Annotated in this window: 28 protein-coding genes; 18 read left to right on the top strand and 10 right to left on the bottom strand. The window is 59.4% G+C overall.

Going from position 1 to position 26568, the window contains the following annotated elements:
- Nucleotides 1-75 precede the first annotated feature (75 nt).
- From hslV to tatC, 10 genes are all read left to right on the top strand, one after another.
- Entirely contained in the window at nucleotides 76-609 is a 534-nt protein-coding gene (hslV, locus tag NH398_RS07170) for an ATP-dependent protease subunit HslV (protein WP_044630495.1), read from the top strand.
- A 9-nt stretch (nucleotides 610-618) separates the two neighbouring features.
- Nucleotides 619-1941 (top strand): ATP-dependent protease ATPase subunit HslU, encoded by a 1323-nt coding sequence (hslU, locus tag NH398_RS07165; protein ID WP_159343161.1) that lies wholly within the window; start codon nucleotides 619-621, stop codon nucleotides 1939-1941.
- An 85-nt stretch (nucleotides 1942-2026) separates the two neighbouring features.
- Nucleotides 2027-2410, top strand: coding sequence for a DUF971 domain-containing protein (locus tag NH398_RS07160; RefSeq protein ID WP_153842493.1), 384 nt, complete (start codon nucleotides 2027-2029; stop codon nucleotides 2408-2410).
- A gap of 121 nt (nucleotides 2411-2531) precedes the next feature.
- Nucleotides 2532-3287 (top strand): bifunctional demethylmenaquinone methyltransferase/2-methoxy-6-polyprenyl-1,4-benzoquinol methylase UbiE, encoded by a 756-nt coding sequence (gene ubiE, locus NH398_RS07155; protein WP_253017496.1) that lies wholly within the window; start codon nucleotides 2532-2534, stop codon nucleotides 3285-3287.
- A gap of 43 nt (nucleotides 3288-3330) precedes the next feature.
- Complete coding sequence (locus NH398_RS07150) at nucleotides 3331-3993, top strand: SCP2 sterol-binding domain-containing protein (RefSeq protein ID WP_253017494.1); 663 nt, start codon at nucleotides 3331-3333, stop codon at nucleotides 3991-3993.
- Nucleotides 3990-5612, top strand: coding sequence for a ubiquinone biosynthesis regulatory protein kinase UbiB (ubiB, locus tag NH398_RS07145; RefSeq protein ID WP_253017492.1), 1623 nt, complete (start codon nucleotides 3990-3992; stop codon nucleotides 5610-5612). Before NH398_RS07150 ends, ubiB begins: the two co-directional genes overlap by 4 nt.
- 52 nt (nucleotides 5613-5664) lie before the next feature.
- Nucleotides 5665-6018, top strand: a complete 354-nt coding sequence (locus NH398_RS07140) for a phosphoribosyl-ATP diphosphatase (RefSeq protein ID WP_159343819.1) — start codon at nucleotides 5665-5667, stop codon at nucleotides 6016-6018.
- A gap of 24 nt (nucleotides 6019-6042) precedes the next feature.
- Entirely contained in the window at nucleotides 6043-6315 is a 273-nt protein-coding gene (gene tatA / locus NH398_RS07135; protein WP_159343165.1) for a Sec-independent protein translocase subunit TatA, read from the top strand.
- Between the two features lie 3 nt (nucleotides 6316-6318).
- A complete protein-coding gene (gene tatB, locus NH398_RS07130) occupies nucleotides 6319-6735 on the top strand; it encodes a Sec-independent protein translocase protein TatB (protein WP_253017490.1) in 417 nt (138 codons plus the stop codon).
- Nucleotides 6732-7505 (top strand): twin-arginine translocase subunit TatC, encoded by a 774-nt coding sequence (gene tatC / locus NH398_RS07125; RefSeq protein WP_159343167.1) that lies wholly within the window; start codon nucleotides 6732-6734, stop codon nucleotides 7503-7505. Before tatB ends, tatC begins: the two co-directional genes overlap by 4 nt.
- 101 nt (nucleotides 7506-7606) lie before the next feature.
- On the opposite strand, the gene elbB is transcribed toward tatC, so the two are convergent.
- Nucleotides 7607-8266 (bottom strand): isoprenoid biosynthesis glyoxalase ElbB, encoded by a 660-nt coding sequence (elbB, locus tag NH398_RS07120; RefSeq protein WP_159343168.1) that lies wholly within the window; start codon nucleotides 8264-8266, stop codon nucleotides 7607-7609.
- Nucleotides 8267-8423: 157 nt separating this feature from the next.
- On the opposite strand from elbB, the gene hemB reads away from it, so the two are divergent.
- A complete protein-coding gene (gene hemB, locus NH398_RS07115) occupies nucleotides 8424-9431 on the top strand; it encodes a porphobilinogen synthase (RefSeq protein ID WP_253017488.1) in 1008 nt (335 codons plus the stop codon).
- Nucleotides 9432-9554: 123 nt separating this feature from the next.
- Nucleotides 9555-11762: a polyphosphate kinase 1 gene (gene ppk1, locus NH398_RS07110; protein ID WP_253017486.1), complete on the top strand. Its 2208-nt coding sequence runs from the start codon at nucleotides 9555-9557 to the stop codon at nucleotides 11760-11762.
- 58 nt (nucleotides 11763-11820) lie between these two features.
- Here ppk1 and metE read toward each other — a convergent pair whose 3' ends face one another.
- Nucleotides 11821-14118 carry a 5-methyltetrahydropteroyltriglutamate--homocysteine S-methyltransferase gene (gene metE, locus NH398_RS07105; RefSeq protein ID WP_253017484.1) on the bottom strand — a complete coding sequence of 766 codons (2298 nt, stop codon included), beginning with the start codon at nucleotides 14116-14118 and terminating at the stop codon, nucleotides 11821-11823.
- A 99-nt stretch (nucleotides 14119-14217) separates the two neighbouring features.
- Between metE and NH398_RS07100 the strand changes: the two genes are divergently transcribed.
- Nucleotides 14218-15156 (top strand): LysR family transcriptional regulator, encoded by a 939-nt coding sequence (locus tag NH398_RS07100; protein WP_159343171.1) that lies wholly within the window; start codon nucleotides 14218-14220, stop codon nucleotides 15154-15156.
- Here NH398_RS07100 and NH398_RS07095 read toward each other — a convergent pair.
- Nucleotides 15119-16738, bottom strand: a complete 1620-nt coding sequence (locus tag NH398_RS07095; protein ID WP_253017482.1) for an ATP-binding protein — start codon at nucleotides 16736-16738, stop codon at nucleotides 15119-15121. The genes NH398_RS07100 and NH398_RS07095 overlap by 38 nt on opposite strands.
- 13 nt (nucleotides 16739-16751) lie before the next feature.
- Complete coding sequence (locus NH398_RS07090; protein ID WP_159343173.1) at nucleotides 16752-17510, bottom strand: winged helix-turn-helix domain-containing protein; 759 nt, start codon at nucleotides 17508-17510, stop codon at nucleotides 16752-16754.
- Nucleotides 17511-17737: 227 nt separating this feature from the next.
- On the opposite strand from NH398_RS07090, the gene NH398_RS07085 reads away from it, so the two are divergent.
- Nucleotides 17738-17881 (top strand): hypothetical protein, encoded by a 144-nt coding sequence (locus NH398_RS07085; RefSeq protein WP_167520884.1) that lies wholly within the window; start codon nucleotides 17738-17740, stop codon nucleotides 17879-17881.
- A gap of 82 nt (nucleotides 17882-17963) precedes the next feature.
- Here the strand turns inward: NH398_RS07085 and NH398_RS07080 are convergent, their stop codons facing one another.
- The 3 genes from NH398_RS07080 to NH398_RS07070 all read right to left on the bottom strand — a co-directional run bounded on the left by NH398_RS07080 (nucleotide 17964) and on the right by NH398_RS07070 (nucleotide 20094).
- Entirely contained in the window at nucleotides 17964-18143 is a 180-nt protein-coding gene (locus NH398_RS07080) for a PLDc N-terminal domain-containing protein (protein ID WP_253017480.1), read from the bottom strand.
- 72 nt (nucleotides 18144-18215) lie between these two features.
- A complete protein-coding gene (locus tag NH398_RS07075) occupies nucleotides 18216-18731 on the bottom strand; it encodes a TIGR02281 family clan AA aspartic protease (protein WP_159343174.1) in 516 nt (171 codons plus the stop codon).
- 16 nt (nucleotides 18732-18747) lie between these two features.
- On the bottom strand, nucleotides 18748-20094 hold the full coding sequence (locus NH398_RS07070; protein WP_253017478.1) for an MFS transporter: 1347 nt from the start codon (nucleotides 20092-20094) through the stop codon (nucleotides 18748-18750).
- A 143-nt stretch (nucleotides 20095-20237) separates the two neighbouring features.
- Between NH398_RS07070 and NH398_RS07065 the strand changes: the two genes are divergently transcribed.
- From NH398_RS07065 to NH398_RS07055, 3 genes are read left to right on the top strand one after another with little or no spacing between them, the layout of a single operon-like run.
- Nucleotides 20238-21041 carry a transporter substrate-binding domain-containing protein gene (locus NH398_RS07065; RefSeq protein WP_253017476.1) on the top strand — a complete coding sequence of 268 codons (804 nt, stop codon included), beginning with the start codon at nucleotides 20238-20240 and terminating at the stop codon, nucleotides 21039-21041.
- On the top strand, nucleotides 21034-21768 hold the full coding sequence (locus tag NH398_RS07060; protein WP_159343176.1) for a transporter substrate-binding domain-containing protein: 735 nt from the start codon (nucleotides 21034-21036) through the stop codon (nucleotides 21766-21768). Before NH398_RS07065 ends, NH398_RS07060 begins: the two co-directional genes overlap by 8 nt.
- The gene (locus NH398_RS07055; protein WP_253017474.1) at nucleotides 21765-23030 is read left to right on the top strand and encodes a diguanylate cyclase; all 1266 of its coding nucleotides are present in this window, start codon (nucleotides 21765-21767) and stop codon (nucleotides 23028-23030) included. The genes NH398_RS07060 and NH398_RS07055 overlap by 4 nt, the downstream gene beginning before the upstream one ends.
- A gap of 33 nt (nucleotides 23031-23063) precedes the next feature.
- Here the strand turns inward: NH398_RS07055 and NH398_RS07050 are convergent, their stop codons facing one another.
- Nucleotides 23064-23210, bottom strand: a complete 147-nt coding sequence (locus tag NH398_RS07050; protein WP_253017469.1) for a hypothetical protein — start codon at nucleotides 23208-23210, stop codon at nucleotides 23064-23066.
- 44 nt (nucleotides 23211-23254) lie between these two features.
- The gene (locus tag NH398_RS07045; RefSeq protein WP_159343177.1) at nucleotides 23255-24880 is read right to left on the bottom strand and encodes a BCCT family transporter; all 1626 of its coding nucleotides are present in this window, start codon (nucleotides 24878-24880) and stop codon (nucleotides 23255-23257) included.
- Between the two features lie 291 nt (nucleotides 24881-25171).
- Here NH398_RS07045 and NH398_RS07040 point away from each other — a divergent pair, with 291 nt between their 5' ends.
- A complete protein-coding gene (locus tag NH398_RS07040; protein WP_253017468.1) occupies nucleotides 25172-25534 on the top strand; it encodes a hypothetical protein in 363 nt (120 codons plus the stop codon).
- Nucleotides 25535-25568: 34 nt separating this feature from the next.
- On the opposite strand, the gene NH398_RS07035 is transcribed toward NH398_RS07040, so the two are convergent.
- Nucleotides 25569-26462, bottom strand: a complete 894-nt coding sequence (locus NH398_RS07035) for an AEC family transporter (RefSeq protein WP_159343179.1) — start codon at nucleotides 26460-26462, stop codon at nucleotides 25569-25571.
- Between the last annotated feature and the right edge of the window lie 106 nt (nucleotides 26463-26568).

The raw sequence follows: 26568 nt of genomic DNA, 5'->3' as shown, positions 1-26568 counted from the left end.
GAATCGCTTTTTATACGGCCGCTCACTGCGGCCGATCAGTCATCGGGAGCGCGTCTCCCCCAAGGAGTTATCTCCATGACCACGATTGTTTCCGTTCGCCGCGGTAACCAGGTTGCCCTCGCAGGCGACGGCCAAGTCTCGCTTGGCAACACCGTCATGAAAGGCAATGCCAGCAAAGTACGCCGCCTGTATCGCGGCAAGGTGTTGGCCGGTTTCGCCGGTGGCACCGCCGATGCGTTTACCCTGTTCGAGCGTTTCGAAGCGCAGCTTGAAAAGTATCAAGGCCATTTGACCAAAGCCGCCGTCGAACTCGCCAAAGACTGGCGCACCGACCGCGCGCTGCGCCGTTTGGAAGCGCTGTTGGCCGTCGCCGACCACAGCGCCTCATTGATCATTACCGGTAACGGTGACGTGGTCGAGCCGGAGCGCGGCATCATCGCCATTGGCTCTGGCGGCAACTTTGCCCAGGCCAGCGCCCGAGCGCTGCTCGAGAACACCGAGCTGTCCGCTCGCGAAATTACCGAAAAATCCCTCGCCATCGCTGGTGACATCTGCGTATTCACCAATCACCACGTGACGCTCGAAGAGCTGAACATCAACGAACGTTGAGGCCCCTTTATGACCCAGATGACACCCCGCGAAATCGTTCATGCGCTGGACCAATACATCATTGGCCAGCAGGATGCCAAGCGCGCCGTGGCCATTGCCCTGCGCAACCGCTGGCGCCGCATGCAGCTCGACGACGAGCTGCGCCCCGAAGTCACGCCGAAAAACATTCTGATGATTGGCCCCACTGGCGTAGGTAAAACCGAAATTGCCCGCCGCTTGGCGAAGCTCGCCCGCGCGCCGTTCATCAAGGTAGAGGCCACCAAGTTCACCGAAGTGGGCTACGTAGGCCGCGACGTCGAGTCGATCATTCGCGACCTAATGGAAGCGGCGATCAAAATGGTTCGCGAGCATGCCAAAGAGGAAGTGGGCCACCGCGCCGAAGACGCCGCTGAAGACCGCGTGCTCGATGCGCTGCTGCCGCCGCCCCGGGGCCAGGAAGATAAACCCCGTGAAGATAGCGGCACCCGCCAGACCTTCCGCAAAAAGCTGCGTGAAGGCCAGCTCGACGATAAAGAGATCGATATCGAAATCTCTTCCCAAGGCCAGGGCATCGATATCATGACTCCGCCGGGCATGGAAGAGATGACCAGCCAACTGCAGAGCCTGTTCTCCAACATGGGCCAGCAGAAGCGCGAGCAGCGCCGCGTGACCGTCAAAGAGGCGCTGGTGCTACTGCGTGACGAAGAGGCCGGCAAGCTGGTCAATGAAGAAGAGATCAAAGCCCGCGCCGTGGAAGCCGTCGAGCAGCACGGCATCGTGTTCCTGGACGAGATCGACAAGGTCGCCAAGGGCAGTGGCCAATCCAGCGGTGGCGAAGTCTCCCGCGAGGGCGTGCAGCGCGACCTGCTGCCGCTGATCGAAGGCTCGACGGTGTCGACCAAATACGGCATGGTCAAAACCGACCACATTCTGTTCATTGCTTCCGGTGCTTTCCACCTGTCGCGGCCTTCCGACCTCATTCCAGAACTGCAGGGTCGTCTGCCCATTCGCGTCGAGCTGGATGCGCTCACACCGGGCGACTTCAAGCGGATCCTCACCGAGCCTTCTGCTTCGCTCACCAAGCAGTATCAGGCACTGCTGGCCACAGAAGGGCTCGACGTCGAGTTCACCCCGGACGGCATCGAACGCATTGCCGAGATCTCCTGGCAGGTGAACGAAGGAACCGAGAACATCGGCGCTCGTCGTCTGCACACGGTCATGGAGCGCTTGCTGGAAGAGGCGTCGTTCAAAGGGGGAGATATGGACAGCCCCTTGGTCATCGACGCCGACTACGTCAATGCTCAGCTAGGCGAGCTGGCGGTCGACGAGGACCTGTCGCGCTACATTCTGTAAGCGCCGCTTTCGGTAGAGCCACCGGCAGCCTGCTCGCATTGGCGGGCAGGCTGCTTTTGCGATTGATCGTTATGAGGTGCCCCCCATGAACGCCCCGACGCCCACCCGGGTTCACTATCATAAGCAGGCGCGTGAGCTGGAACTTGGCTATGCCAGCGGCGAGACGTACCGGCTTCCCGTCGAACTTTTGAGGGTTTACTCCCCCTCCGCCGAAGTGCGCGGCCACGGCGGTGATACGGCCGTGCTGCAAGTGGGTAAAAAAGATGTTGGCTTACAGAACATTACCCAAGCCGGTAACTACGCCCTCAAACTGCACTTCGACGACGGCCACGATAGCGGCCTGTATAGCTGGAACTATCTTTTCGACCTCGCCACCCACCAAGACGCTTATTGGCAGAACTATCTCGAGCGCTTGGAGGCGGCAGGGGCCTCTCGCGAGCCTGCAGGCATTCAATTCAAGCAGCTGTGACGCGCTGCCCCAGGCGAGGCGCAGACAAATTGGGGTCGAGAAGGCTACAATGTTGCCAACCATTGATTGCGATGACCTAACGGTCGACAACTACCGCCTCGAATTCGGGAGCTAAAGCCCCATGAGCCCCACGGAAAAGCGCACTACCCATTTTGGCTACCAAGAAGTGCCGGTCGACGAGAAAGCCTCCCGCGTGGCCGACGTCTTCCATTCGGTGGCCGCTCGTTACGACGTGATGAACGACCTGATGTCCATGGGCATCCACCGGGTCTGGAAGCGACTCACCATCGAACGTGCTGGCGTCCGCCCAGGGCACCAAGTGCTCGACATTGCGGGCGGCACTGGCGACCTCACCCTCAAGTTTTCCCGCTTGGTAGGCCCGCGTGGCAAAGTGGTGCTGGCCGATATCAACGCCTCCATGCTCAAGGTCGGCCGCGACAAGCTGATGGATAACGGCGTGGGCGGCAACGTCGAGTACGTGCAGGCCAACGCCGAGTGCCTGCCCTTCCCGGATAACAGCTTCGACTGCATCACCATTGCCTTTGGCCTGCGTAACGTCACCGATAAAGACGCCGCGCTGCGCTCCATGGCGCGGGTACTGAAGCCCGGCGGACGCCTGCTGGTGCTGGAGTTCTCGAAACCCAACAACCCGCTGCTCTCCAAAGCCTATGACGAGTACTCCTTCCGCCTGCTGCCCAAAATGGGTGAGCTGGTCGCCGGTGATGGCGAGAGCTACCGCTATTTGGCCGAGTCGATTCGTATGCACCCGGATCAAGAGACGCTGAAGGGCATGATGGAGATCGCAGGCCTGGAACGGGTGGAGTACACCAACCTGACCGGCGGTATCGTGGCCCTCCACCGCGGCATCAAACTATGACACAGCAGCAAACAGCGATGATCCCTTGGAACACGAGGTCGGCATGCTAGTCACCCCGACCCTGCTGCTGGCCGGATGTGAACGCACGATCAATGCCCTGCTCGCCCGCGACCCGGCGGCGCCAAACCGTTTGGCATCGCTGGCAGGTAGCCGCTTGCTGGTCCGTTTGGAGAAGCCCCAGCTCGCGCTGCTGCTCTGCTACCACGCGTCAGGCATTGACCTGCAGCACGGCGACGAAGTGGAAGAGACCAACGTCGATGCCGTCGTGGAACTCACCCCCGAGACGCTCTCCGAATGGCTGAGCGGCGCTTCCATCGAGCGGCTGATGTTCGACGGCAAATTGGCCGTACGCGGCCGACTCCATCTGCTGGAAGCGACCCGCGATCTGCTGTTCGATCTGGATATCGACTGGGAGGGCGAACTGGCGCGCTGGCTGGGCGATATGCCCGCTCACTCCCTGGCGGAAGGTATTCGACGTGCGGCCCGCTGGGGGCTGCGTGCCAAAGACGAGCTGCTGCAGGATGTCTCGGAGTACGTGTTCGAGGAAGCACGCCTGCTGCCCGGCCGCCAGCAACGCGACGTGCTGCGCGACCACCTGACCGAGCTAGAGATCGCCACCGACCGCCTGGAAGCGCGGCTTAACCGTCTCCATAAGCGACTTACGCAGCCAGCGGAACCATCAACGCCTAAGGAGCAGCGCGGATGAGCCTGCGGCTGTTTAAAATCGTCTGGGTCGTCACACGGCATCGCTTGGACACCTTGATTCCTGCCGAGCGCCTGCCGCTCTGGATGCGCCTACTACTGAAGCTGTCGCCGCTTCAACTGGTGCCCGTTGGGCAGCGCAGCCGTGGCGAGCGTTTGCGTTTGGCGCTGGAGGCGCTGGGGCCGATCTTCATCAAGTTCGGCCAAATGCTCTCGACCCGCCGTGACCTGCTGCCAGAAGACATCGCCGACGAGCTAAAGCGCTTGCAAGACCAAGTGCCGCCCTTCCCTGGCGAGCTGGCCGCTGCGCGGGTGGAAAAAGAGCTCGAAATGACGCTGCCGGAGGCGTTTGCCGCCTTTGATCGTGTCCCCTTGGCGTCGGCCTCGATTGCCCAAGTCCACGCCGCCACGCTGCACAGCGGCGAAGACGTGGTGGTCAAAATCATCCGTCCCGGCATCGACCGTATCATGCGTCAAGACATGGGCTTGATGTACCAGGTGGCCAAGCTGCTGGCCAAAGTGCCCGAAGCCCGGCGCTTACGCCCGGTCGAGGTGATCCGCGATTATGAAGCGACGCTGTTCGACGAGCTGGATCTCTACAAAGAGGCCGCCAATACCTCCCAGCTCAAGCGCAATTTCAAAGACTCACCGCTGCTGTTCGTGCCGACCATTTACTGGCCCTACACCCGCCGCCACGTCATGGTACAGGAGCGCATTCGCGGAGTGCCGGTCGCCGATCTGGATACGCTCATTGCCCGTGGCACGAACTTGAAAAAGCTCGCCGAGCGCGGGGTGGAAATTTTCTTCACCCAGGTGTTCCGCGATAATTTCTTCCATGCCGACATGCACCCCGGCAACATCTTCGTAAACTGTGACGACCCGGACGATGCACAATATATCGCTATCGACTGCGGCATCGTCGGCAGCCTCACCCGGGAAGATCAGGACTACCTGGCGCGCAATCTGCTGGCATTCTTTCACCAGGATTACTACGAAGTCGCCGCGCTGCACATCGAGTCGGGATGGGTCGGTGAAAACACCCGCGCCAACGAGTTTGCCGCCGCCATTCGCACGGTATGCGAGCCCATTCTAGAGAAGCCGCTCAAAGACATCTCGTTTGGGCAGGTACTGCTCGGGCTGTTCCAGACCGCTCGGCGCTTCAATATGGAAGTGCAGCCCCAACTGGTGCTGCTGCAAAAGACGCTGCTCAATATCGAGGGTTTGGGCCGCCAGCTCTACCCCGACCTGGACCTTTGGAGCACCGCCAAGCCCTATTTAGAGAAGTGGATGAAAGAGCGGGCAGGCATTGGCGGGCTGTGGGAATCGCTCAAGCGCCAAGCACCGGAGCTTTCTCATCAGCTGCCTGAACTGCCCGTATTGGCGCATCAGGCACTTAGCCGCATGGAGCATGAGCATCGTCAGCGCCATCAGCAGGTGACGGCGATCAGCCAGATGCGCCGCCAAATGAGTCAGCAAGGTAAACGCCAGCATCGGCTGCGCATTGGCTTGGCCCTAGTCGCTATTGCGCTGGCTTGGCAGCCACTCAGTAGTTGGGCTGCCACTCAGGATTGGCCGATACTCGCGGCTGCCGGTGCCGGCTTAATACTGCTGCTCTGGCACTGATACGATGCAATCACTTGACGAAACGACGCCGCCGATTGATAAAGAGAACACCATGACCGACGCGAATCACGCTCCTGTGCTCGACGCCCTTGCTGACGTTTTAAAGCAGCGTCGCCACGCTAATCCAGAAGATTCTTATGTTGCCTCCTTGCATCATAAGGGCTTGAACAAGATACTCGAAAAAGTGGGTGAAGAAGCCACAGAAACGCTGCTGGCGGCCAAAGATGCCGAGCACGGCAGTGACGAGGCCCGTGAAGCGTTGATCGCCGAAACGGCCGACCTGTGGTTTCATAGCCTTGTCATGCTGTCGCACCTGGATCTCGACCATCAGCGGGTACTTGATGAACTCGCTCGGCGGTTCGGTATTTCTGGCCACGACGAGAAAGCGTCCCGATCACAACGTTAACCCTGCTCCGATGAGGAAATGCATATGTTAGGTGGTATCAGTATTTGGCAGTTGCTGATTGTTCTGGGCATTATCATCCTGATTTTCGGCACCAAAAAACTGCGTAACGTGGGCACCGACCTAGGCGGTGCCGTCAAAGGCTTCAAGAAAGCCATGCACGAAGAGGAGAAAGAGGGCGACAAGAAGGACGCCGATCAGCCTCACGCCAAGGTGAGCCACGAAGAAGCGGGCAACACCTACGACGTGCAGGCCGAAGAGAAACGCGCTGCTGCCGACCGCAACGAAGAGCGCAAATAACCCATGCTGGATATCGGCTTTCTTGAACTCATGCTCATTGGCATCGTGGCGCTGCTGGTGCTCGGCCCTGAGCGGCTGCCTAAAGCGGCACGCACCACGGGGCTATGGATCGGCAAGATCAAGCGTACGGTATCCGGCATGCAGCGTGAGATCAGCGCCCAATTGGAAGCGGAAGAGCTGCGGCAGAAGCTGAACGAGCAGCAGAAAAAACTCGACGACAGCCTGAAGAAAGCCAAGCAGGACGTCGAAAGCATTGCCGAGCCTGCCGCGCCACACCGCGAGACGACGGCCAACCAGCAAACCACCGAGCAGCGCGTGGCCAGCGCCAGCGCTCGTCTAGACGACGCTCTGAAAACGGTGCGGGAAGACGCCCCAGCCACTGACCAGGCCGATCATCAAAAGGATAGCAACCACCAATGAGTATGTCTGGCGATTCCCAGGAGCCGCATAACGACCAAAGCCAAGCGCCCCTCATTGAGCACCTGATCGAACTGCGTTCGCGCTTGATGAAGGCCATCGTGGTGATCCTGGTGGTATTTCTCGGGCTGTACGCGTTTGCGAACGACATCTACAGCTTCGTGGCCGACCCGCTGATGTCGCTGCTGCCGGCAGGCTCGCAGATGATCGCCACCGAAGTGGCCTCGCCCTTCTTGGCGCCCTTCAAGCTGACGCTGGTAGTGGCGGTCTTCATTGCCATCCCGTTCGTGCTGCATCAGGCCTGGGCGTTCGTCGCACCGGGGCTGTACGACAACGAGAAAATGCTGGCCATCCCCATTTTGGTCTCCAGCGTGGCGCTGTTTTATGCCGGTGCGGCCTTCGCTTACTACGTGGTATTTCCGCTGCTGTTTGAGTTCTTCACCCAAACCGGCCCGGAAAACGTCGCGGTGATGACCGACATCAACCAGTACCTCAACTTTGTGTTGAAGCTATTCTTTGCGTTTGGGGTGGCGTTCGAAATTCCCATCGCAACCTTTCTGCTGATCTTGTCCGGTGCGACCACCGTCGAAAGCCTTTCCAAGAAACGCCCCTACATCATCCTGGGGTGCTTCGTGATCGGGATGCTGCTGACACCGCCGGATGTCATCTCACAGAGCCTGCTGGCCATTCCCATGTACTTGCTTTACGAAGTCGGCTTGCTGTTTGGCCGCTTGGTACGTAAACGCCGCGCAGAGGCCGACACCGACGAGTAAGCGTCATCGCCCTTGCGACGAGCCACTAAAAAGCCTCTGTCATCCCACGATGACAGAGGCTTTTCCCTACGAGTGGCCCCGCGCACGCGTCCGCGTGACCATCACCCCATCATGTCATCGATACGATCCACCAGCTTGAAAATCCCCGTCGCGGCTTCGCTGATACGCGTGGCGAGCATGTACGCCGGGGTCGTGACCACACGGTGCTCGTGATCCACGACGATATCTTCCACGCCACAGCTACGGTGCAGGCCGCCCATGGCGCTGATCGCACCCGCCACGCCCGGATCATGGCCAATGGTGACCGCAATGCCATCGCCCAGCAGGCGCGGTACCATCACCGGGGCAATACACATCAGACCGATGGGCTTGGCATCCTCTTTGAATCCGGCGAGCGCCTCTTTCACGCTCTCCAATACCTGCATGTTGTCGCTCTGCAGGGCGAAATCAGAGAGGTTTTTGGCCACTCCGAATCCCCCCGGCACGATGACCGCATCGAAGTCGTCGGCCTCCAGCTCGGTAATCGGGCTGATATCGCCACGGGCCAAACGCGCGGACTCCTGCAGTACGTTGCGGGTTTCCCCCTCCACCGGCGATTGGTCCAGGTGATTGATCACATGGTGCTGCGCCACGTCCGGGGCAAAGCAGCGATAACCGATGCCCAACTGATCCAAGCGCAACAGCGTCAAGGTGGTCTCGTAGATCTCCGAACCATCAAAGACGCCACACCCCGCTAATACGACCGCTACCTGCTTCGTCATACCTCTCTCCTTATCCAAGCCATCCATGTGGCTGAATGGCTCACTTTAGTCAGTCTCCATCGCTGCCACAAGGCGGCTTTCGCTGCATGGCATGACTGATATACTCACACCAAGCCCTGAACGGGGCACCCACATTGCGATTGCTTGGAGAGAGCCGTTGACTACCTCAACCCCACGCCACTTCCCCGCCACCCGAATGCGCCGCATGCGCCGGGACGATTTTTCGCGCCGCCTGATGCAAGAGTCGACGCTGACGCCCAACGATCTCATCCTGCCGGTCTTCGTTCTGGAAGGCGAGAATCAGCGTGAAGCAGTCGCTTCGATGCCCGGTGTCGAGCGTCTGTCGATCGACCTGCTGATCGAGCAGGCCCGTGAAGCGTATGCCCTGGGCATCCCCGCGCTGGCGCTATTCCCGGTGATTGGCCCTGAGCAGAAAAGCGAGCTGGCCGAAGAGGCGTACAACGCCAGTGGCCTCGTACAGCGCAGCGTGCGTGCGCTCAAACAGGCGCTGCCCGAGCTGGGGATCATTACCGATGTGGCCCTCGATCCTTACACCAGCCACGGGCAGGACGGCATTCTCGATGAGCAGGGGTACGTTCAAAACGATCGCACCGTCGACACTCTGCTCAAACAGGCGCTCTCCCACGCTGAGGCGGGTGCCGACGTGGTCGCGCCTTCCGATATGATGGATGGCCGCATTGGTGCCATTCGCCAAGTGCTGGAGCAGGAGCATCTGCACAACGTGCGCATTATGGCTTACAGCGCCAAGTACGCCTCCAAGTACTACGGTCCCTTCCGTGACGCGGTCGGTTCGGCGGCCAACCTGGGCAAAGCGGACAAGCGCACGTACCAGATGGACCCGGCCAACGGTGACGAAGCGCTGCACGAAGTGGCGATGGACATCGCCGAAGGGGCGGACATGGTGATGGTCAAGCCGGGCATGCCCTATCTGGACGTGGTACGTCGGGTCAAAAGCGAGCTACAGGTGCCCACCTTTGCCTATCAGGTGAGCGGCGAGTATGCCATGCATCGGGCGGCATTCGACAACGGCTGGTTAGAGGCAGAACCGGTGATTTTGGAGTCGTTGATGTGTTTCAAGCGGGCGGGAGCCGACGGCATTTTGACCTATTTTGCCCTGGAAGCAGCGCGCCTTCTTCAGCGCTGAACGTCGCTTATGCCATTAAGATGACAAATCGGTGACACCAGTTTGTCATCTTCCCCCTGCATACTGATTTAATTATCGTTATGAAGCTATGATGGGTAAAAACCACTACTGCGGGGGGCAACCATGGACGACAACGCAACAGATTCCACGTCGACACTATCGTCGACGTTACAGCCCAGTGAGACGTCGAGCAGCGACGTCGATATCGCGCCACTGCGCATCAACCGCACGCCAACCGGGGTCCAAGCCAAAGAGTCGCACACCGAAGCCGACCTGGATGACCCTCAGCTCTACTTCAACCGTGAGCTCTCCCATTTACAGTTCAATATCCGTGTTTTGGAGCAGGCGCTGGACGACGCACATCCGCTGCTGAACCGGCTGATGTTCCTGCTGATCTTCTCCTCCAACATGGATGAGTTCTTCGAAATTCGCGTCGCCGGGCTCAAGCATCAAATGGCCCTGGGCGACGACACCACCGCCGCCGATGGCCGCTTACCCAAAGCCGTGCTGGCCGAGATTTCCGAGATCGCGCACCAGCAAATTGCCCGCCAGTACGAGATTCTCAACGATACGCTGCTACCTGCGCTGGAAGCTCAGGGGCTGCGTTTTCGCCGTCGCGACCAGTGGACCGACGCGCAAAAAACCTGGGTGCGTGATTTCTTCGACAACGAAATCATGCCGGTCATCAGCCCCATCGGCCTCGACCCCTCCCACCCGTTTCCACGGCTAGTCAACAAGAGCCTCAACTTCATCGTCGAGCTCGAGGGGAAAGACGCCTTTGGCCGCGCAGGGGGGATGGCGATTCTACCCGCCCCCCGCTCACTGCCACGCCTGATGGCGCTGCCGAAAGAGCTGTGCGCCGAGGGCTTCTCCGAATACGTTTTCCTGTCGTCGATGATTCATGCCCACGCCGAAGAGCTCTTCCCCGGCATGCGCGTGCGGGGCTGCTATCAGTTCCGCCTGACCCGCAACGCGGACATGACCGTCGACCCGGAAGAAGTGTCCGACCTGGCCTCCGCCCTACGCGGCGAGCTGTTGGCCCGTCGCTACGGTAGCGGCGTGCGTTTGGAAGTCGCCGACAACTGCCCCGACGACCTGACCAACTTCCTGCTGCGTCAGTTCGATCTGGAGAGCGGTGATCTTTATCGCGTACAGGGGCCCGTGAACCTGACCCGCATGATGGCCGTGCTGGGCGACGTCGACCGCCCCGAGCTGCTCTACCGCCCGTTCACTCCCAGCGTGCCCAAAGCGCTGAAAGGCAGCAGCCTGTTTAGCGCCATCGCGAAAAGTGACATTCTGCTTCACCACCCCTTCCAATCCTTCTCACCTATCGAAGACTTACTGCGGGAAGCCGCCCGTGACCCCGACGTGCTGGCCATCAAGCAGACGCTCTACCGCACCGGCTCGGACTCGCCCATCGTCACCGCGCTGGTGGATGCCGCCAGCCAGGGCAAAGAAGTCACCGTAGTGATCGAGCTGCGGGCGCGCTTCGACGAGGCGGATAACCTGCAGCTAGCGTCACGTTTGCAAGAAGCAGGCGCGATCGTGATTTACGGCATCATGGCGTATAAGACCCACGCCAAGATGCTGCATATCGTGCGTCGTGAGAAGGGCGAGCTGCGCCACTACGCGCACCTGGGCACCGGCAACTACCACTCCAAAACTGCCAAGCTCTACACCGACTACAGCCTGCTGACTGCCAACACAGCGCTATGCGCCGATGTGCATAAAGTCTTTCAGCAGCTCTCGGGCATGGGCAGGGCGCGCAAGATCGATACGCTGCTGCATGCGCCCTTCACGCTGCACGAGCGCTTAGTCGAGATGATCGATCGGGAAGCGCAGGTGGCACGTAAAGGGAAACGCGGCCATATCATCATCAAGTGCAACTCGCTGACAGAACCCAAGTTGATCAAAGCGCTATACCGCGCCTCTCAAGCGGGCGTGGAGTGCGATCTGATCATTCGCGGCATGTGCTGCCTGAAGCCGGGCATTCCCGGTGTATCCGACAACATTCGCGTACGCTCGATCATTGGCCGCTTCCTTGAGCACACCCGGGTATTCCACTTCCATAACGACGGCAAGCCGGAAATCTGGTGCTCCAGCGCCGATTTCATGTCGCGCAATATGTTCCACCGGGTCGAGACGTGCTTCCCGCTGCTGGATAAGAAGCTCGCCACTCGGGTACGTAAAGATCTAGAGACCTACCTGGTGGATAACTGCCAGAGCTGGCTCTTGCAGAGCGACGGCAGCTACCAGCTGCAGGACCCCGGCAGCGGTGACGCGATCAGTGCTCAGGAAACGCTGCTGTACGCCTACGCCTCGAAGAGCTAATGCAAAAACCCCGCTGCACTTAGCAGCGGGGTAATAAAAGCCGAGTAACACGCTTGGCTTAAGCGTAACGCTGGCGCAGCTGCTCAGCGGCCTCCACCATATTCGCGAGGGCTGGCTCTACCTCGGCCCAGCCACGGGTTTTCAATCCGCAGTCCGGGTTGACCCATAGACGTTCGGCCGGGATTTTCTCCAGCGCTTTCTCCATCAGTGCCACCATCCACTCCACCTCGGGAATATTCGGGGTGTGGATATCGTAGACACCCGGCCCGATCTCGTTGGGGTAAGCGAAGTCCTGAAACGCATCCAACAGCTGCATATCCGAACGCGACGTCTCGATGGTGATCACATCGGCATCCAGCGCGGCAATGGCGCCAATGATGTCGTTGAACTCCGAATAGCACATATGGGTATGAATCTGGGTGCTGTCGGCTACCCCTGCGGCACTCAGTTGGAAGCTCTCGACGGCCCAATCCAAATAGCGCTGCCACTCGCTCTGGCGCAACGGCAGCCCTTCCCGCAGCGCGGGCTCATCGATTTGAATGACATGGATACCCGCTTTTTCCAGGTCACACACTTCGTCGCGCAGCGCCAGGGCGATCTGACGGCAGGTGGTGGCGCGGGGCTGGTCGTCACGCACGAACGACCACTGCAAGATCGTCACCGGCCCGGTGAGCATGCCTTTCATCGGCTTTTCGGTCAGCGATTGAGCGTACTCGCTCCAGCGCACGGTCATCGGTGCAGGGCGCGTCACGTCGCCAAAGATGATCGGTGGCTTCACACAGCGGGAGCCGTAGCTCTGCACCCAGCCCAAGCGGGTAAACGCAAAACCGTCGAGCTGCTCGCCAAAGTACTCCACCATGTCGTTCCGTTCGGCTTCGCCGTGCACCGGTACGTCCAAGCCAAGCGCTTCCTGGCGTTCCACCGCATAGGCGATCTCTTCGCGCATCCGCGCTTCGTAGTCCGTCTGACTGAGTTCCCCCGCTTTGAACGCCCGACGAGCGGCACGAATGGCATCCGTCTGCGGGAACGAGCCAATCGTGGTGGTGGGAAACAGCGGCAGTGCCAGCAGCCTGCGCTGGGCCTGCACACGCTGTGCATAGGGCGACTGACGCTGGCTGTCTTGTGACGTGACGGCGGCCAAACGCTCGCTCACAGCGGGTTGGTGGATACGCGTCGATTCCCGGCGCGCGTCCAAGGCGCGGGTTGCTTCGCTCAAACGCTGCTCGTCTTCCGGCGTGGCGCGGTTATCAATCAGTCGCGCCAGCGTGACCACTTCATCCAGCTTCTGGCGAGCAAAGGCCAGCCAAGTCACCAGCTCGGCGTCCAGCTCGGTCTCTGGACGCAGATCGACCGGCACGTGAAGCAGCGAGCAGCTAGGCGCGAGCCACAGCCGCTGTCCCAGTCGCACTCTCAGCGGCAGTAAGCGCTCACGAAGTGCCGCCAAATCGGCCCGCCAGATATTTCGGCCATCCACTAAACCTACCGAGAGCACCTGATGCGGGCTTAACCGATCGATCACGCTCTCCACCTGTTCGGGGGCACGCACGGCATCGATGTGCAGGCCCTCTACCGGTAGCCGCGTGGTGAGCGAAAGATTGTCGCCCAGCGCGCCGAAGTAGGTAGCGACCAGCAGCTTCAGCGGAGCGGACTGCAGGCGATGGTAAGCACGCTCGTAGGCCTGCTGCCATGCCAGTGGCAAATCCTGTACCAGCGCAGGCTCGTCTAGCTGCACCCACTCAATGCCCTGAGTCGCCAGGCGAGACAGCGCCTCGCTATACACATCCAACACGCTATCGAGCAATTCGAGACGGTTAAAATCACTGCCCTTGGTCTTACCCAGCCAAAGCCACGTCAGCGGCCCGGTCAACGTCACTTTGGGCGTAAAGCCCGCTTTAAGCGCTTCATCTACCTCGTCAAACAGCCGCGTGGAGGCTAAGGTAAACGTCTTTCCTTGATGAAGCTCCGGCACGAGGTAGTGGTAATTGGTATCAAAATATTTAGTCATCTCGCAGGCGGCCGCCGGGGTACCGCTCGGCGCGCGGCCACGGGCCATGCGAAAGGCGGTGTCCAGATCGACACGGCCTGCATTGACCTCGTCTTGGGCGTTAAAGCGCTTGGGTACCGCTCCCAGCATCACGGAAACGTTCAGCACCTGATCGTAAAAAGCGAAATCACCCACGCTGACCATGTCCAAGCCCGCAGCCTGCTGGGTTTGCCAGTGGGCCAGTCGCAGCGCTTGACCGGCGGCTTCCAGCTCGTCACGGCTGACGTCGCCCTTCCAGTAGGCTTCCGTGACTTTTTTCAGTTCGCGCTGTGCGCCGATGCGAGGATAGCCGAGAATATGAGAAACTGTCATGATGAATCCTTCCAACGTGAATGATTTCACACAGTTTGAGCGCCGCATCAACGTGAATCAAACTAAAGATTTTAATACCAAACATGAAAAATACTCACAATGATTGAATTACGCCATCTGCGCACCCTGCTGGCCCTGCGCGAAACCGGCTCGCTCGTGGAAGCCGCTGAGCGGGTGCATTTGACGCAGTCGGCTCTTTCGCACCAATTGAAAGATCTGGAAAGCCGTGTGGATAGCGCGCTCTTCGTGCGCAAAACCCGGCCAGTGGAGTTCACGCGGGCAGGGTTACGGCTGCTGGCGCTGGCCGATGAGATCCTGCCGGAAGTCCGTAAAGCCGAGCGGGACCTGGCTCGATTGGCGGGCACCGAGCAGGGGCGGCTCCACATGGCCATCGAGTGCCATAGCTGCTTTCAGTGGCTCATGCCCACGGTGGATTACTTTCGCGACCACTGGCCGGAAGTAGAGATCGATATTCCCAGCGGGCACCACTTCGACCCGCTGCCTGCGCTTTCCCGAGAGCAGTTGGATCTGGTCATTACCGCCGACCCGCAACCGCTGGAAGGGGTGCATTACGTGCCGCTGTTTCGCTACGAGGGCCTGCTTGCCGTTGCCCGCCAGCACCGCTTCGCAGGGCAGCCCTATATCACCCCGGACGCCCTGGCCGATGAAACGCTCATTACTTACCCGGTGGAGCAGTCGCGGCTAGACGTGTTCACGCAATTTCTGGCCCCGGCCAACGTGCGCCCCAAAGAGATCCGTACGGCAGAACTCACCATCATGATGATGCAGCTGGTCGCCAGTGGCCGCGGTGTGTGTGCGCTCCCCAACTGGGCGCTCACCGAGTATTTGGAGCGCGACTATGTCAGCGCCGTGAAGCTCGGCGACCAGGGCATTTGGAGCACGCTCTATGCGGCCATAAGGGAAGAGAGCGCAGACGCGCCATGGATGCAGGACTTTTTGCGCACTGCGAAAGAGACCTCTTTCGCAGTGCTTTCGGGGATTAAACCGGCGAGTCGCGACGAGGAATCAGCAGCGTAAAGCGCGCGCCGCCCAAGGCAGGGCTGCTGTCCACGGTGACGCTACCGCCGTGGCCAGCCATGATTTTCTGTACGATCGAAAGGCCCAGACCATAGCCGCCGGAGCTGCGGGCACGGCTATCATCCAGCCGCGCAAAGGGTTTGAAGATATCGGCCCGCGCTTCGAAAGGAATCCCCGGCCCGTCGTCCTCCACATCGATACGTACCAGGTGCGGCTCATCCCACAGGCGAATCACCACCTGAGATTTGCCATAGCGGCACGCATTGCCCACCAGGTTCTGTAGCGCGCGCTGTAGATAGCGAGGTTCGGCCAGCAGCTCGATATCAGGCCCCGGCACGAGGGTCAGCTGCTGGCCGCTGTGTAGCGGCGCCAGCGTGTCGATCACTCGCTCGGCCATGGCCCGACAGTCGACCAGGGCCATTTCGAGCTCGGCACCGTTGACTGTCTCACCACCCAAGCGGGCGTAAGTCAAAATTTCGTCCACCAGCTCATCCAGCTCGGCGATATCGGCATCGATGCCCTGTAGCTGGCGCTGAATGGCGGGCTGGTCAGTCATGTCTTCGACCATCTGCACGGCAAAGCGAATACGTGCCACCGGGGTGCGCAATTCGTGAGACACCGCGCGAATCATCTCCTGCTGACCACGTAACAGGCTCTGCACCTGGTTCGCCATGCCGTTGAAGGCCATTCCCAAGCGGCCTAGAAAGTCCCCACTCTCCACTTTGACACGGGTTTCCAAGCGCCCGCTGGCGATGCGCGTGGCGGCTAGCTCCAAACGCGCCATGCGCGATTCGATGCTGCGCATGATCAGGTAAACAATCAGGCTAAGCACGACCATCAACGCCACCAGCAGCGGCAAGTGCAAGTTCAGTGGCAGCGTGTCTCCTCGGGAAATCGGGCCTGCTTGAAGCCACTGCTCCGCGTCGTCGGCGTCGTTCGGTAACTGATACAGTAAGGTAATGGAGAGTTTGTCCGACACAAGGCGGGTAATCACCCCGCCCAGGGTGAGTTGAAACTGCTGTTCGGTGGTCAGGTCGTCGGGCAACGCATTGAGCAGACTCAGCGGCCAGCTGCCAGGGCGCAGCCGTGTGAGCGCCGTGAGCCGCTCCTCGGCGGGCATCTCGGCCAGCCATTCGCCCAACAGCACCATGCTGCCCTGCCACTGACGCTCGCTCCAAGACCCAAACGTGGCCTCCAGCATCCACTGCTCACCGCTGCTGGACGTCGGCAGGCGCTGGCGCAGTTGCCACGGCTCTTCTGACACCAACACCGTTCCCCGCTCGATGCGCGCTCGCTCGAAATAGCCAAGCGGTGCCTCACTGAGACTACGTAGCGCCAGTTGCATGCCCAACTGCTCCGAAAACTCCCCAAGCAGGACTTCACGCTCCTCCATGGGTACGTCGGCAAGCTGTTGGGTCATCAAGGACATGGGCAGCGCGGCGAGCTGCTCCCGGTAATCTTCACGGCGCACCTGCTCGATGAAGGAGCGCCCGCCCAACGCGATGAAAAACACCACGCAGAGCGCCAACCCCAGCAGCAGGTAGAAGCGCAAAAACGTGCCGTGACCAAGCACTCGCCGCATGCGACAACCTCTCTTAGCTGTCCTTGACGAACAGATAACCTTTACTGCGCACGGTTTTGATGCGGTGCGGCTGATTGGGATCGTCGCCGATCTTGGGTCGTATACGCGAAACGCGCACGTCGATGGAGCGGTCCTGACCGTCGTACTTGATGCCACGCAGGTCGCTGAAGATCTCCTCGCGGGTCAGCACGCGCCCTGCGTTACGCGCCAACAGCCACAGCAGATCGAACTCGGCGCTGGTGAGATCGATACGGTCGCCGGAGAGCCACGCTTCACGGGTGGCGTTGTCGATTTCCAGGTTTTCGAACTTCAGGCGCATCTCACCATCAGGGGCGGGGCCATCGGCACGCCGCAGCAGCGCGCGCATACGCGCCAACAGCACGCGCGGCTGTACGGGCTTGGGCACGTAGTCGTCTGCCCCCATTTCCAGCCCCAGCACTTGATCGAGATCGTCCGTGCGGGCGGTCAGCATCATGATAGGCCCCGCAAAATTGGGTCGCACACGGCGGCAAATCGCCAAGCCATCTTCCCCCGGCAACATGAGATCCAAGATCACCAGATCGGGCTGCAGCGTTAAAATGCGATCGACCCCCTTGGCCCCATCCGCTTCCAAAGTGACTTGAAAGCCATTCGCCTCCAGGTAGTCGCGGGTGAGCTCCGCCAAGCGCTGATCGTCTTCGATGATCAGCACGTGGTCCTGGTCGGGGTAGTCGGGGGTGACCGAATCCTGTGCCCCAAGTGCTTGAAATTGCTGTTCCAAGTGATCTACCATCCTTTTTCTTCACTCCGCTTAGGCAGTTTGTATTATCACCCGCTCACCCGTTGCAAAAGCAGGTTGTGATAGCTCCCAGGATACCTTAAAACCTCGCTAACGCCTGCCCCTTGATCAACGTTCGCCGGGCTTACCTTGCTGGGCGCCCTGCGCCAGCTTGATTCTTCAAACATCAGGCGCTAATGTGAAGTGGCAAACTGTCGACAATCTGGCAGGAGGAGATCCCCATGGGAGATGGCAAAGCCAAAAGTGTCATTAAACGTGTCTATGTACCCACGCAAGTACGTGACCTGCCCAACGGAGAGAAGCTAAAGATCCCCGGGCACTACAAGGCACCGCCTAGCGATGCCAATGGCGCAATGGATGATTAGCCGCTGTTCACCGCGGTCTATATAGAAAAAAGGCAGGCCACTAGGGCCTGCCTTTTTTATACGCATACTGCCATAACGTTCGCTACCCTTTCGGGCCAAACAAGAACCAAGCAATCAGCCCAACGAGGGGAAATACCAGCAGCGCGATAATCCAAAGCAGTTTGGCCAGCCCACTGGCCGAACTCTTGGCGACTTTTACGATGGCCCATACGACAATGACGAGCCAGATCAAACCTAATAAACCGCCGACTTCGATACCCATGTGTCTCTCCTTGCGTGTTAACGTCCATGAGCCTTCAGCTAAGCACATGCGTGGGCTAAACACAAACGGACACTAAGGTTCTGGCAGCTTGAGCACCATCTCTCCCCCGCGTATTTCGATGGCTAACTGATTCAAAAAGCTCATGCCCAATAGGACCGTGTCGCGCTCCATACCGGGGCTGATGGAACCCTGCACATTGCGCATGCGTATGCCACCCAACGCCACTTCGTCTAGCTGGGTCAGGTTGCCCTCCACGCGACCATTGGCCGTGTTGAACCAAGCGCGCCGTCCAGGCGCCAAGCCCAGACGCTTGGCCAGCTCGGCAGGCACCGCCACGTAGGTGGCCCCGGTATCCAGCAAAAACGTGACGGGCTCTCCGTTGATGCGACCTGGTGCTTCAAAATGCCCCGCTCGGTTTCGCTTGAGCGTCACCGGGGCGTTATCCGGGGCGGTGTTCATCAGGTGCACATTCGGCTGCCACATCTGCTCCAGGCCGCCTTGAATCCACCAAGTGCCCACTGCCATGAGCAGTACCCAAAATAGCAGCATCATCACGATGCCGCCGCGCTGTGGACGGTGTGTCACCATCGCTCACCTCGACGCATCAGGCGCTTTTCCAGGCCACCGCTGCCTCACGGCCACGGCGCTCGTTGACGCCTACGCAAATCAGCATGGCCGTTATGAACAGCCCCACACATAAAAGAATAGACGCTTGCAGGCCGATCAGCGTTTGCAATACGCCGAGCATGACGATCCCCAGCACCCCGGCGAGTTTGTTCGCCAGCCCCCAGAAACCGAAAAATTCCGCCGACTTTTCCAACGGCGAGAAGACCCCCACCAGCGCACGGCTCGCCGACTGGCTGGACCCCAAACTCAACCCGGCCAAACAGCCTACGATCAAGAACACGTGCTGTGCTTGCCACTGCCACCCCCACTGCTGATTGAGCCATGCGGTCAATGCGGGAGTCGCCCAAATGGCCACGATCGCGGCCACCCACAGAGCCAGGGTCATTTGGTAGGTGTGCTTGGCCCCGAGTTTATCCTGCAGAAAGCCAAACCCGATGGCCCCAGCCGCTGCCGTGATTTGTACGATGATGAACATGATGTTGCGCACGCTCTCATCCCACCCGATCACTTGCGCGCCATAAATAAAGGCAAAGGCGATAATGATGTAGACCCCCGCCATGGAGAACAGCAGAGAGACTAAAAAGATACTTAAATCTTTGAAGTAACGAAGCTCTTGGAACGTGCCCCATAACCGCTGCTGGGCAATGTGACGATAGGAGACACCGTGGGGTTTGGGCACGCCGCGCTCTTTAAGCCATAAGAACGTGGGAATGGCGGCCACCAAGAAGAAGCCCGCCGCAAACGGCCCCACCCAGCGAATGCGCTCGTAGTTCTCGGCCGTGGCCTCACCCAGCACGACGAGGGTAAACCCAGCCGCCACCAAACCACCGATATAACCCAACGCCCAGCCAAAGCCTGAAATTTTGCCTAGCGCATCCGGCGGCCCCAGTTCGGGTAAGAAGGCTGCGATAAACGACTCCCCCATGGAGTAAGCGTAGTTGGAGAGCACGATCAACAAGAGCCCCAACACCACGTAACCCGGCTCGACAAAATAGAGCATCGCCGTCGTCGCCACCGTTGCCATATAGCTAAATAGCAGAAAGCGTTTCTTTTCAGCACGGTAATCCATGATAGCGCCGCATAGTGGCGCACTGATCACCACCATCAAATAACTGATGGCGAGGGCAAGACTCCACAAAAAGTTGGCGAGTCGATAACCATCATTACGATCCCCCACGATGACCGTGGTAAATAGTTCGCCAAACACCACGGTAATAATGAGCAGCGTGTAGGCCTGATTAGCAAAGTCAAACATGGCCCAGCCGAAAATTTCGCGCCGGGTAGCATAGGCAGTGGCATTAGGCATGGCGGGTGCGGACGGCATATCAGCGCTCTCTTAAAAAGAGTCATAAGAGTATCAGTTAGCAGTATCGCACCGCTATCCAGGTCGTTAACAGATTAGAGGTGACAGACACACAAAGTTACTCTAACTTTGCTAGATTCATTTAATAACAGGGACGCAGTTAGATGGCGCATGGCAACGTTATAAAAAAGCGTTTACTCGCCACCCTTTCGCTGCTGTTAGGGTGTGCTGGGGTCACCGCCACTCTGTTTGCCGACCGTGTTTTGGCTGACGACTCAACGGCATCGCTGTCATCTCTGACGTTTATCACCGAAGAGTACCCGCCTTACAACTATTTAGACGGTGACCGCATCGCGGGCACCTCCGTCGAGCTACTTCAGGCCATGCTGGCCCAAATGGGCACCTCCCTGGATAAGAGGGAGATACGCTATTACCCCTGGGTACGCGGCTACGAACTCGCCTTGCAGCGGCCAAATACGGTGCTGTTTTCCACCACTCGTACGCCGAGCCGAGAGTCGCGCTTTCACTGGGTAGGCCCCATTGCCCAGGACCATGTGGTACTGCTTGCACGCCAGGGAGCGAACATTCGCGTGACCTCGGTGGACGATGCCGTCGAACAGGGGCTGAGCGTGGCGGTCATTCGCGAAGACATTGGTGCCCAGGCACTGATCGAAGCGGGCTACCCAGACGCGCTGGTGCGACCGGCCATGGATAATCGCAGCGCGCTGCATATGTTGCTTCATGAGCGCGTCGATTTGTGGGCGTACAGTACCGATGTCGCCCAGTGGATTGCCGAACAAGCCGGCTATCCTGCAGAGATCGTGGTGCCGCTCTACACGCTGAGCGAATCTTACCTATACTTTGCGCTGAACCCTGAGACGGACCCGCGTCTCGTTGCCCAGTTGCAGCAGGCCTTCGAGCGCGTCACGTCGCTCTCGCTGGCCACACAGGCAGGTAGCGATGGTTAATCGATCGATCTTTCCCGCCAAGCCCTACTGGCTGGTCATTGCGTTTGGCGCGCTGCTGATGGGCATGAGCCACGCCAGCCGCGCGCAACTCCCGTTTCTCACGATCAATACCGAAGAGTACCCGCCGTTTAATTTTCAAAATGCCCAAGGCGAGGTCGATGGCACCGCCACCCGGCAGCTACGCCATGCGTTGGAGAGCGCCGGGATCGAGGCTCGCTTTCGCCTGCTACCCTGGGCACGCGCCTACACCGAAGCAAGGTTGAGGGAGTATCACTGCGTCTACTCCACCACCCGCACTCCCGCCCGGGAACCGCTATTTCATTGGGTAGGGCCGCTGGTGATCAACGAGTGGTCGGCTTTCGGCTTGGTGGAGCGTCAACTGGACCTAGCCGCGCTTACCCACTTACACGAGTGGCGCGTCGGCAGCTTTCGCGAAGATGCCGTTGGTGATTACGTCGCCAGCCAAGGGGTCGACGTGCTGCGCGCGCCCACCGAACGGGAGAACATGGCTCGGCTGGGCGCCGGGCTCGTGGATGTCATCGTCACCGGGCGGGCCACCGCTGAACAGCTGGCAGAAGAAGCAAACATCGCCATCGAACACTTGTTCACCTTCTATTACGCGCCGCTCTACCTCGCCTGCCACCCTAGCGTCGAGCGCAGCGTGATCGAGCAACTGCAGCGCCACTTAGACACCCCCCCCACCCCCCGTATGGAGCCTCTGCCTTGAGTGTCGCCAAGCCCTCTCTCGCCAGCGGTCGCTTGACGCTCAAGCAGGCACTGCTGACGCTGATGATCGCTATAATGATCAGTTTGGTATCTGGAAGCATCGAGCTGCTTGGGCACGCCAGCAGCATGCGCGAAGACGTGCAAAAGCGCACCCTGCAACAACTGGCCATCGTCAATGGCGCGGCGGCCGAGGCAGCCTTTCAGCTCAATCCCGATTTAGCGCATCAAATCGCCTTTGGCTTGTTCAGCAATAGCGACATCGCTCAGGTGGCGATTCGCGACGATTTTGGCCGGGCGCTGGCGGAGTTCTACCCCTCTCAACCCACGACCACCAGCTGGCTCGGCCAGCGGCTGTTTGGCGATATCGTCGACCATGAGATGCCGCTGCGCTACTACATGGGCAGCGACATGCCCGAAGCGGCGGTCGGCCATATCTCGTTGACCCTGGATGCCACCTACCTCACCCAGGAATTTTTAGCGCGGGGGTACACCGTCGTCGGTAGGAGCGTGCTGGAAGCCTTTTTACTGAGCAGCTTGGTCATTGCGCTATTTCATATTTTCATCACGCGCCCGCTGTTGAAGGTACATGCCGCCATCACCCAAACCGACCCGGCGCGCCCAGGCCAGTGGCCCAAACCCACGCTAAAAGGCCACCATGACGACGAGTTGGGCCATTTGGTCGAGAGCTTGGACCACCTACTCAATGCCTTTCAGTCAGGGCTGGAGCAGCGCGACCATCTTCACCAGCTCTCCCAGTACGACGGATTGACGGGGGTGGCCAACCGTCGCCACTTCGATATGTTCATTGCTCAGCAGTGGCAGTGGGCGCATCGCGCCAAACGGCCGCTCTCGGTGATCTTCATCGATATCGACAATTTCAAAGAGTTTAACGACCACTACGGCCACGCCATGGGCGACGATACGTTGCGGGCGGTGGCAACGGCGCTGAACCAATGCATCGACCCCAGCCGCGACCTGCTGGCACGCTACGGCGGTGAAGAGTTCATTTGTGTGCTGCCTGGCAAAGCCAGCGGCGAGGCAAAGTGCGTCGCCAACTGTCTGCGCCAGGCGGTTCTCTCTCTTGCCATTCCTCACGCCTACTCCAGCACCCACTCCCACCTGACGGCCAGCATGGGCGTGGCCACCATGACGCCCGAGCAGCCGCTCAGCACCGACGACCTACTCGGTCTTGCCGACCAGCAGCTCTATCTGGCCAAACGGCGCGGGCGTAACCGTGTCGAGATACACGAACGCCCGGCGTAGCCGGGCGTTTTTTTGCTCTCCATGGGCACGTCGTCACAACAGCCAGTGGGCAATCACCGCTGAGACCCCTACCACCATGGCAGTGACCACCGCGACGGTGACGATGCGATCTAGCCAGCGGTCAAAGGCAACCCCTTTGGGCTGCCTTCGCGTTGCCCCGTGACGTCCCTGTCGAGCCATTAGCACGCTGTTTCCATGGGTGCTTCCTCTATTGAAGCCGTTGTTTAACTATTGATGCGCCGGTTGACCACGCTGGGCGCACGGCGCAGCCGCTCCTCTTCACCAAGCTGCTCGGCTTCGAACGCATCTGCCCCTACCGGGGTTTCACCGTGGCGACGGTAGAGCTGGGTCAGCATGGCTTTGCGGTCTGCGCGCAGTTCGCGCACCAGCACGATGACCATCATATACAGAATGAAGGTAAACGGTAGCGCTGAGAGCACGGCGGCCGACTGCAATCCAGACAGCCCCCCAGCCACGATGAGCGTCAGACAGATCGCCGCAATAAGTACCCCCCACACTACCCGCTTGTAGAGCGGCGGATTGATGGAGCCGTTGTCGGTCATCTGCGCCACAATATACGAAGCGGAGTCGGCTGACGTCACCAAGAAGATGAAAATCAGCAGCATGGCCACGACGGACAGCACCCCAGAGAACGGCATGAGATCGAACATCTCGAACAGGGCAACGGTGATGTTGGCCTCGGTCGCGGCCGCCAAGCCGACATCGGCACCGCTCATTTCCAGGTTGAGCGCGGCACCGCCAAATACGCCGATCCACAGGCACGCCAAGAGCGGCGGCACGAACAGCACCCCGAAGACGTACTCTTTGATGGTACGGCCACGGGAAACCCGCGCAACGAAGGTGCCAACGAAAGGCGACCAAGCGATGACCCATGCCCAATAGAAGATGGTCCAGCTACTGGCCCACTGATTGTCGCTGTAGGGCGAAATTCGCAGGCTCATGCCAATGAAGTTCTGAAGATAGTCACCGATCCCGAGCGTGATGGTCTCGAGAATGGCAATGGTCGGGCCAGTGAACAGTACGTAAAGCATCAGGCCAATACACAGCGCCATGTTCAGGTTAGAGAGCCGTTTAATGCCTTTATCGAGTCCTGACCAGGTCGACGCCATGTACGCACAAAACATCACGAAGAGAATGACGAACTGCCAAAACCCGTTCTCCGGCAGGCCAAAGACCGCGTTGAGACCGCCGTTCATTTGTAAGACGCCAAGCCCCAGCGACGTCGCCACTCCCATGACGGTGGCCACCACGGCAAAGACATCCAACCAAGATGCATAAGGACGAATACGAGGATGCTTGGCCGTGACCGACGACAACACTGACGACACCAGACCCGCCTGCCCTTTACGGAACTGAAAGTACGCAATGATCAGCCCGACGACAGAGAACGCTGCCCACTGGTGAATCCCCCAGTTGAAGTAGCTGTACTGGATGGCGTAGCGCGCAGCCGCTTCGCTCTCGCCGGGCACATCTCCGTAAGGCGGATTGAGGTAGTGCGTCATGGGTTCCGCCATGCCGTAAAACACCAAGCCGACCCCAAAACCTGCCGCCAGCAGCATGCTGATCCAGGAGAAAAACCCGTAGCTCGGCGTACTGTCCTGTGGGCCCAGGCGCACTTTGCCGTATTTACTCAGTGCCAGGCCAATCAGAAAAACGACAAAGCCAAACACTGAAAAAAGATAAAACCAGCCAAACAGTTCGGTGATGGATGTCAGCGCCGACTCCGCTGCGTTACCAAACGCTTCTGGAAAAGAGGCCCCCACCACCACTAAACCGAAAATAATCACAGCCGATGCGATAAACACCGACTTACCTCCATGGTTTGTCATAGCACCACCCTGGCTAATGAACAACATACGTTCATAAAAGTCATCGCTTATTAACGCTCATCGATAGCAGCTCATAAAACATTAGCTCATAACAACATGACGCATAATGTTAGTGCACTCGTTTAAACCTTAACATTCAATGCTAACGATCGCATGTTAAGTCATTAAGTCAGCAAATTAGTCAACCCTAATTGATTCTTATGACGGCCCTTTGAATAGAAGACCGAAGCAACAGTGAACTTGCTCGTGGTGCGAGGTTCCAAAGGAAGCAAACGAACGATGGAGGCTTTCATGCCACAGATGAATCGCGAACAACGTAATGCCGCTTGGCAGGCTGCCCACCAGTGGCGCGCCCGCGCCGCTCAGACACAGCCCAACGGTCTCATGGGCAGTCTCAAACTGCTGCTGACGTGGCTTGCGTTTGGCGCGCTGATGATCGTTGGCGTCGTACTTGGCCTATTTTTCCTACTCGTTGGCTGGGCGATGATGCCGTTTGTTCGCCACAAGATGAAAAAACGCATGGAGCAGATGCGCGCCGATCAGGCGCAAGACATTGGCGGCGGCTATGCAAGTGAACGGCCCACCGGGCAGCAGGATGCGCTCGAAGGGAGCTACGAAGTTAAAGAGGAGCCTCGCCGCTCATCTCGCCACTAGTGTGTCGTTAGGCCCCCAACACCGCCAGCTGCCGCTACGGGGGCGGCTGGATCCAGGCAAATGCCGCGGCCAACGTAAGCGGCATGACGATCAGGCTCCCTAAGTTGCCAATCAACACCAGCGACGCCACCTTGTGCGGTGCCAGCTGGTACTGCTCCGCCACCAAGTAATTCAATACGGCTGGCGGCAGTGCGGCAAACACGAGCAGCGTGGCCGTCTGCAGCGGCGTCAGCGGTATCAGCCACATGAGCGGGAGCGCCACGATGAGCCCGGAGAGTGGGCAAAGCACGGCTCCCAACAAGCCCGTCCGCCAATCACTAAAGTCGATCTCTAGCAGGCGCACGCCCAGGGCAAACAGCATGAGCGGAATACACACGCCCCCCAGCATATGCATGGCTTCCAGCAGCCAGCCCGGCAGCGGCACGCCCCCAACATTGACCAAAAGCCCCGCCACACTGGCCGCGACGATAGGCATCTTCAACATTCTCCACAGCGACGTGCGCGGGTCGAGCATGTAAAGCCCCACCGAAAAGTGCAGCAGCATCTCCACGATGAAGACCACCACCGCCGCTGGCAGCGCTTCCGGCCCAAAGGCCAGCACCAGCAGCGGCACCCCCATGTTGCCGGAGTTATTGAACATCATCGGTGGCAAGAAGACCTTTTTGTCCAACCCCAGCCACTTCACCACGGGCCATAGCACGACCCCTGACCCCAGCACCACCAGCGCGGCCGCGCTGGCGAGCCACGCGTACTCCGCCAGCGGCGCTTGGCGGTCGGCCAGTACCGCAAATACCAGCAAAGGAACGAACAGCTCCATATTGAGGGTGTTCAGACTGCGTATATCGGGCGTGCGGAAACGTCCATAGGCGGCACCGCTGCCGGCAATCAAAAATACCGGCAGCAGCGTGGCTAGAATGTGACCGATCATTGGTAAGACGCCTCATTCTGAGGCCGTGCAGACGGGTGAGTGCACATAGGTTCGTCCTTGTTCTTATTGGAGTCGCCGCCCTGGGGAGGTCGTTATCAGGCTAGCT

The organism is Halomonas sp. CnH100-B (assembly GCF_024124605.1).
Classification (GTDB): domain Bacteria; phylum Pseudomonadota; class Gammaproteobacteria; order Pseudomonadales; family Halomonadaceae; genus Vreelandella.
The sequence above is the reverse complement of the archived record's forward strand: the minus strand, read 5'-3'. Positions and strand labels throughout refer to the sequence as shown.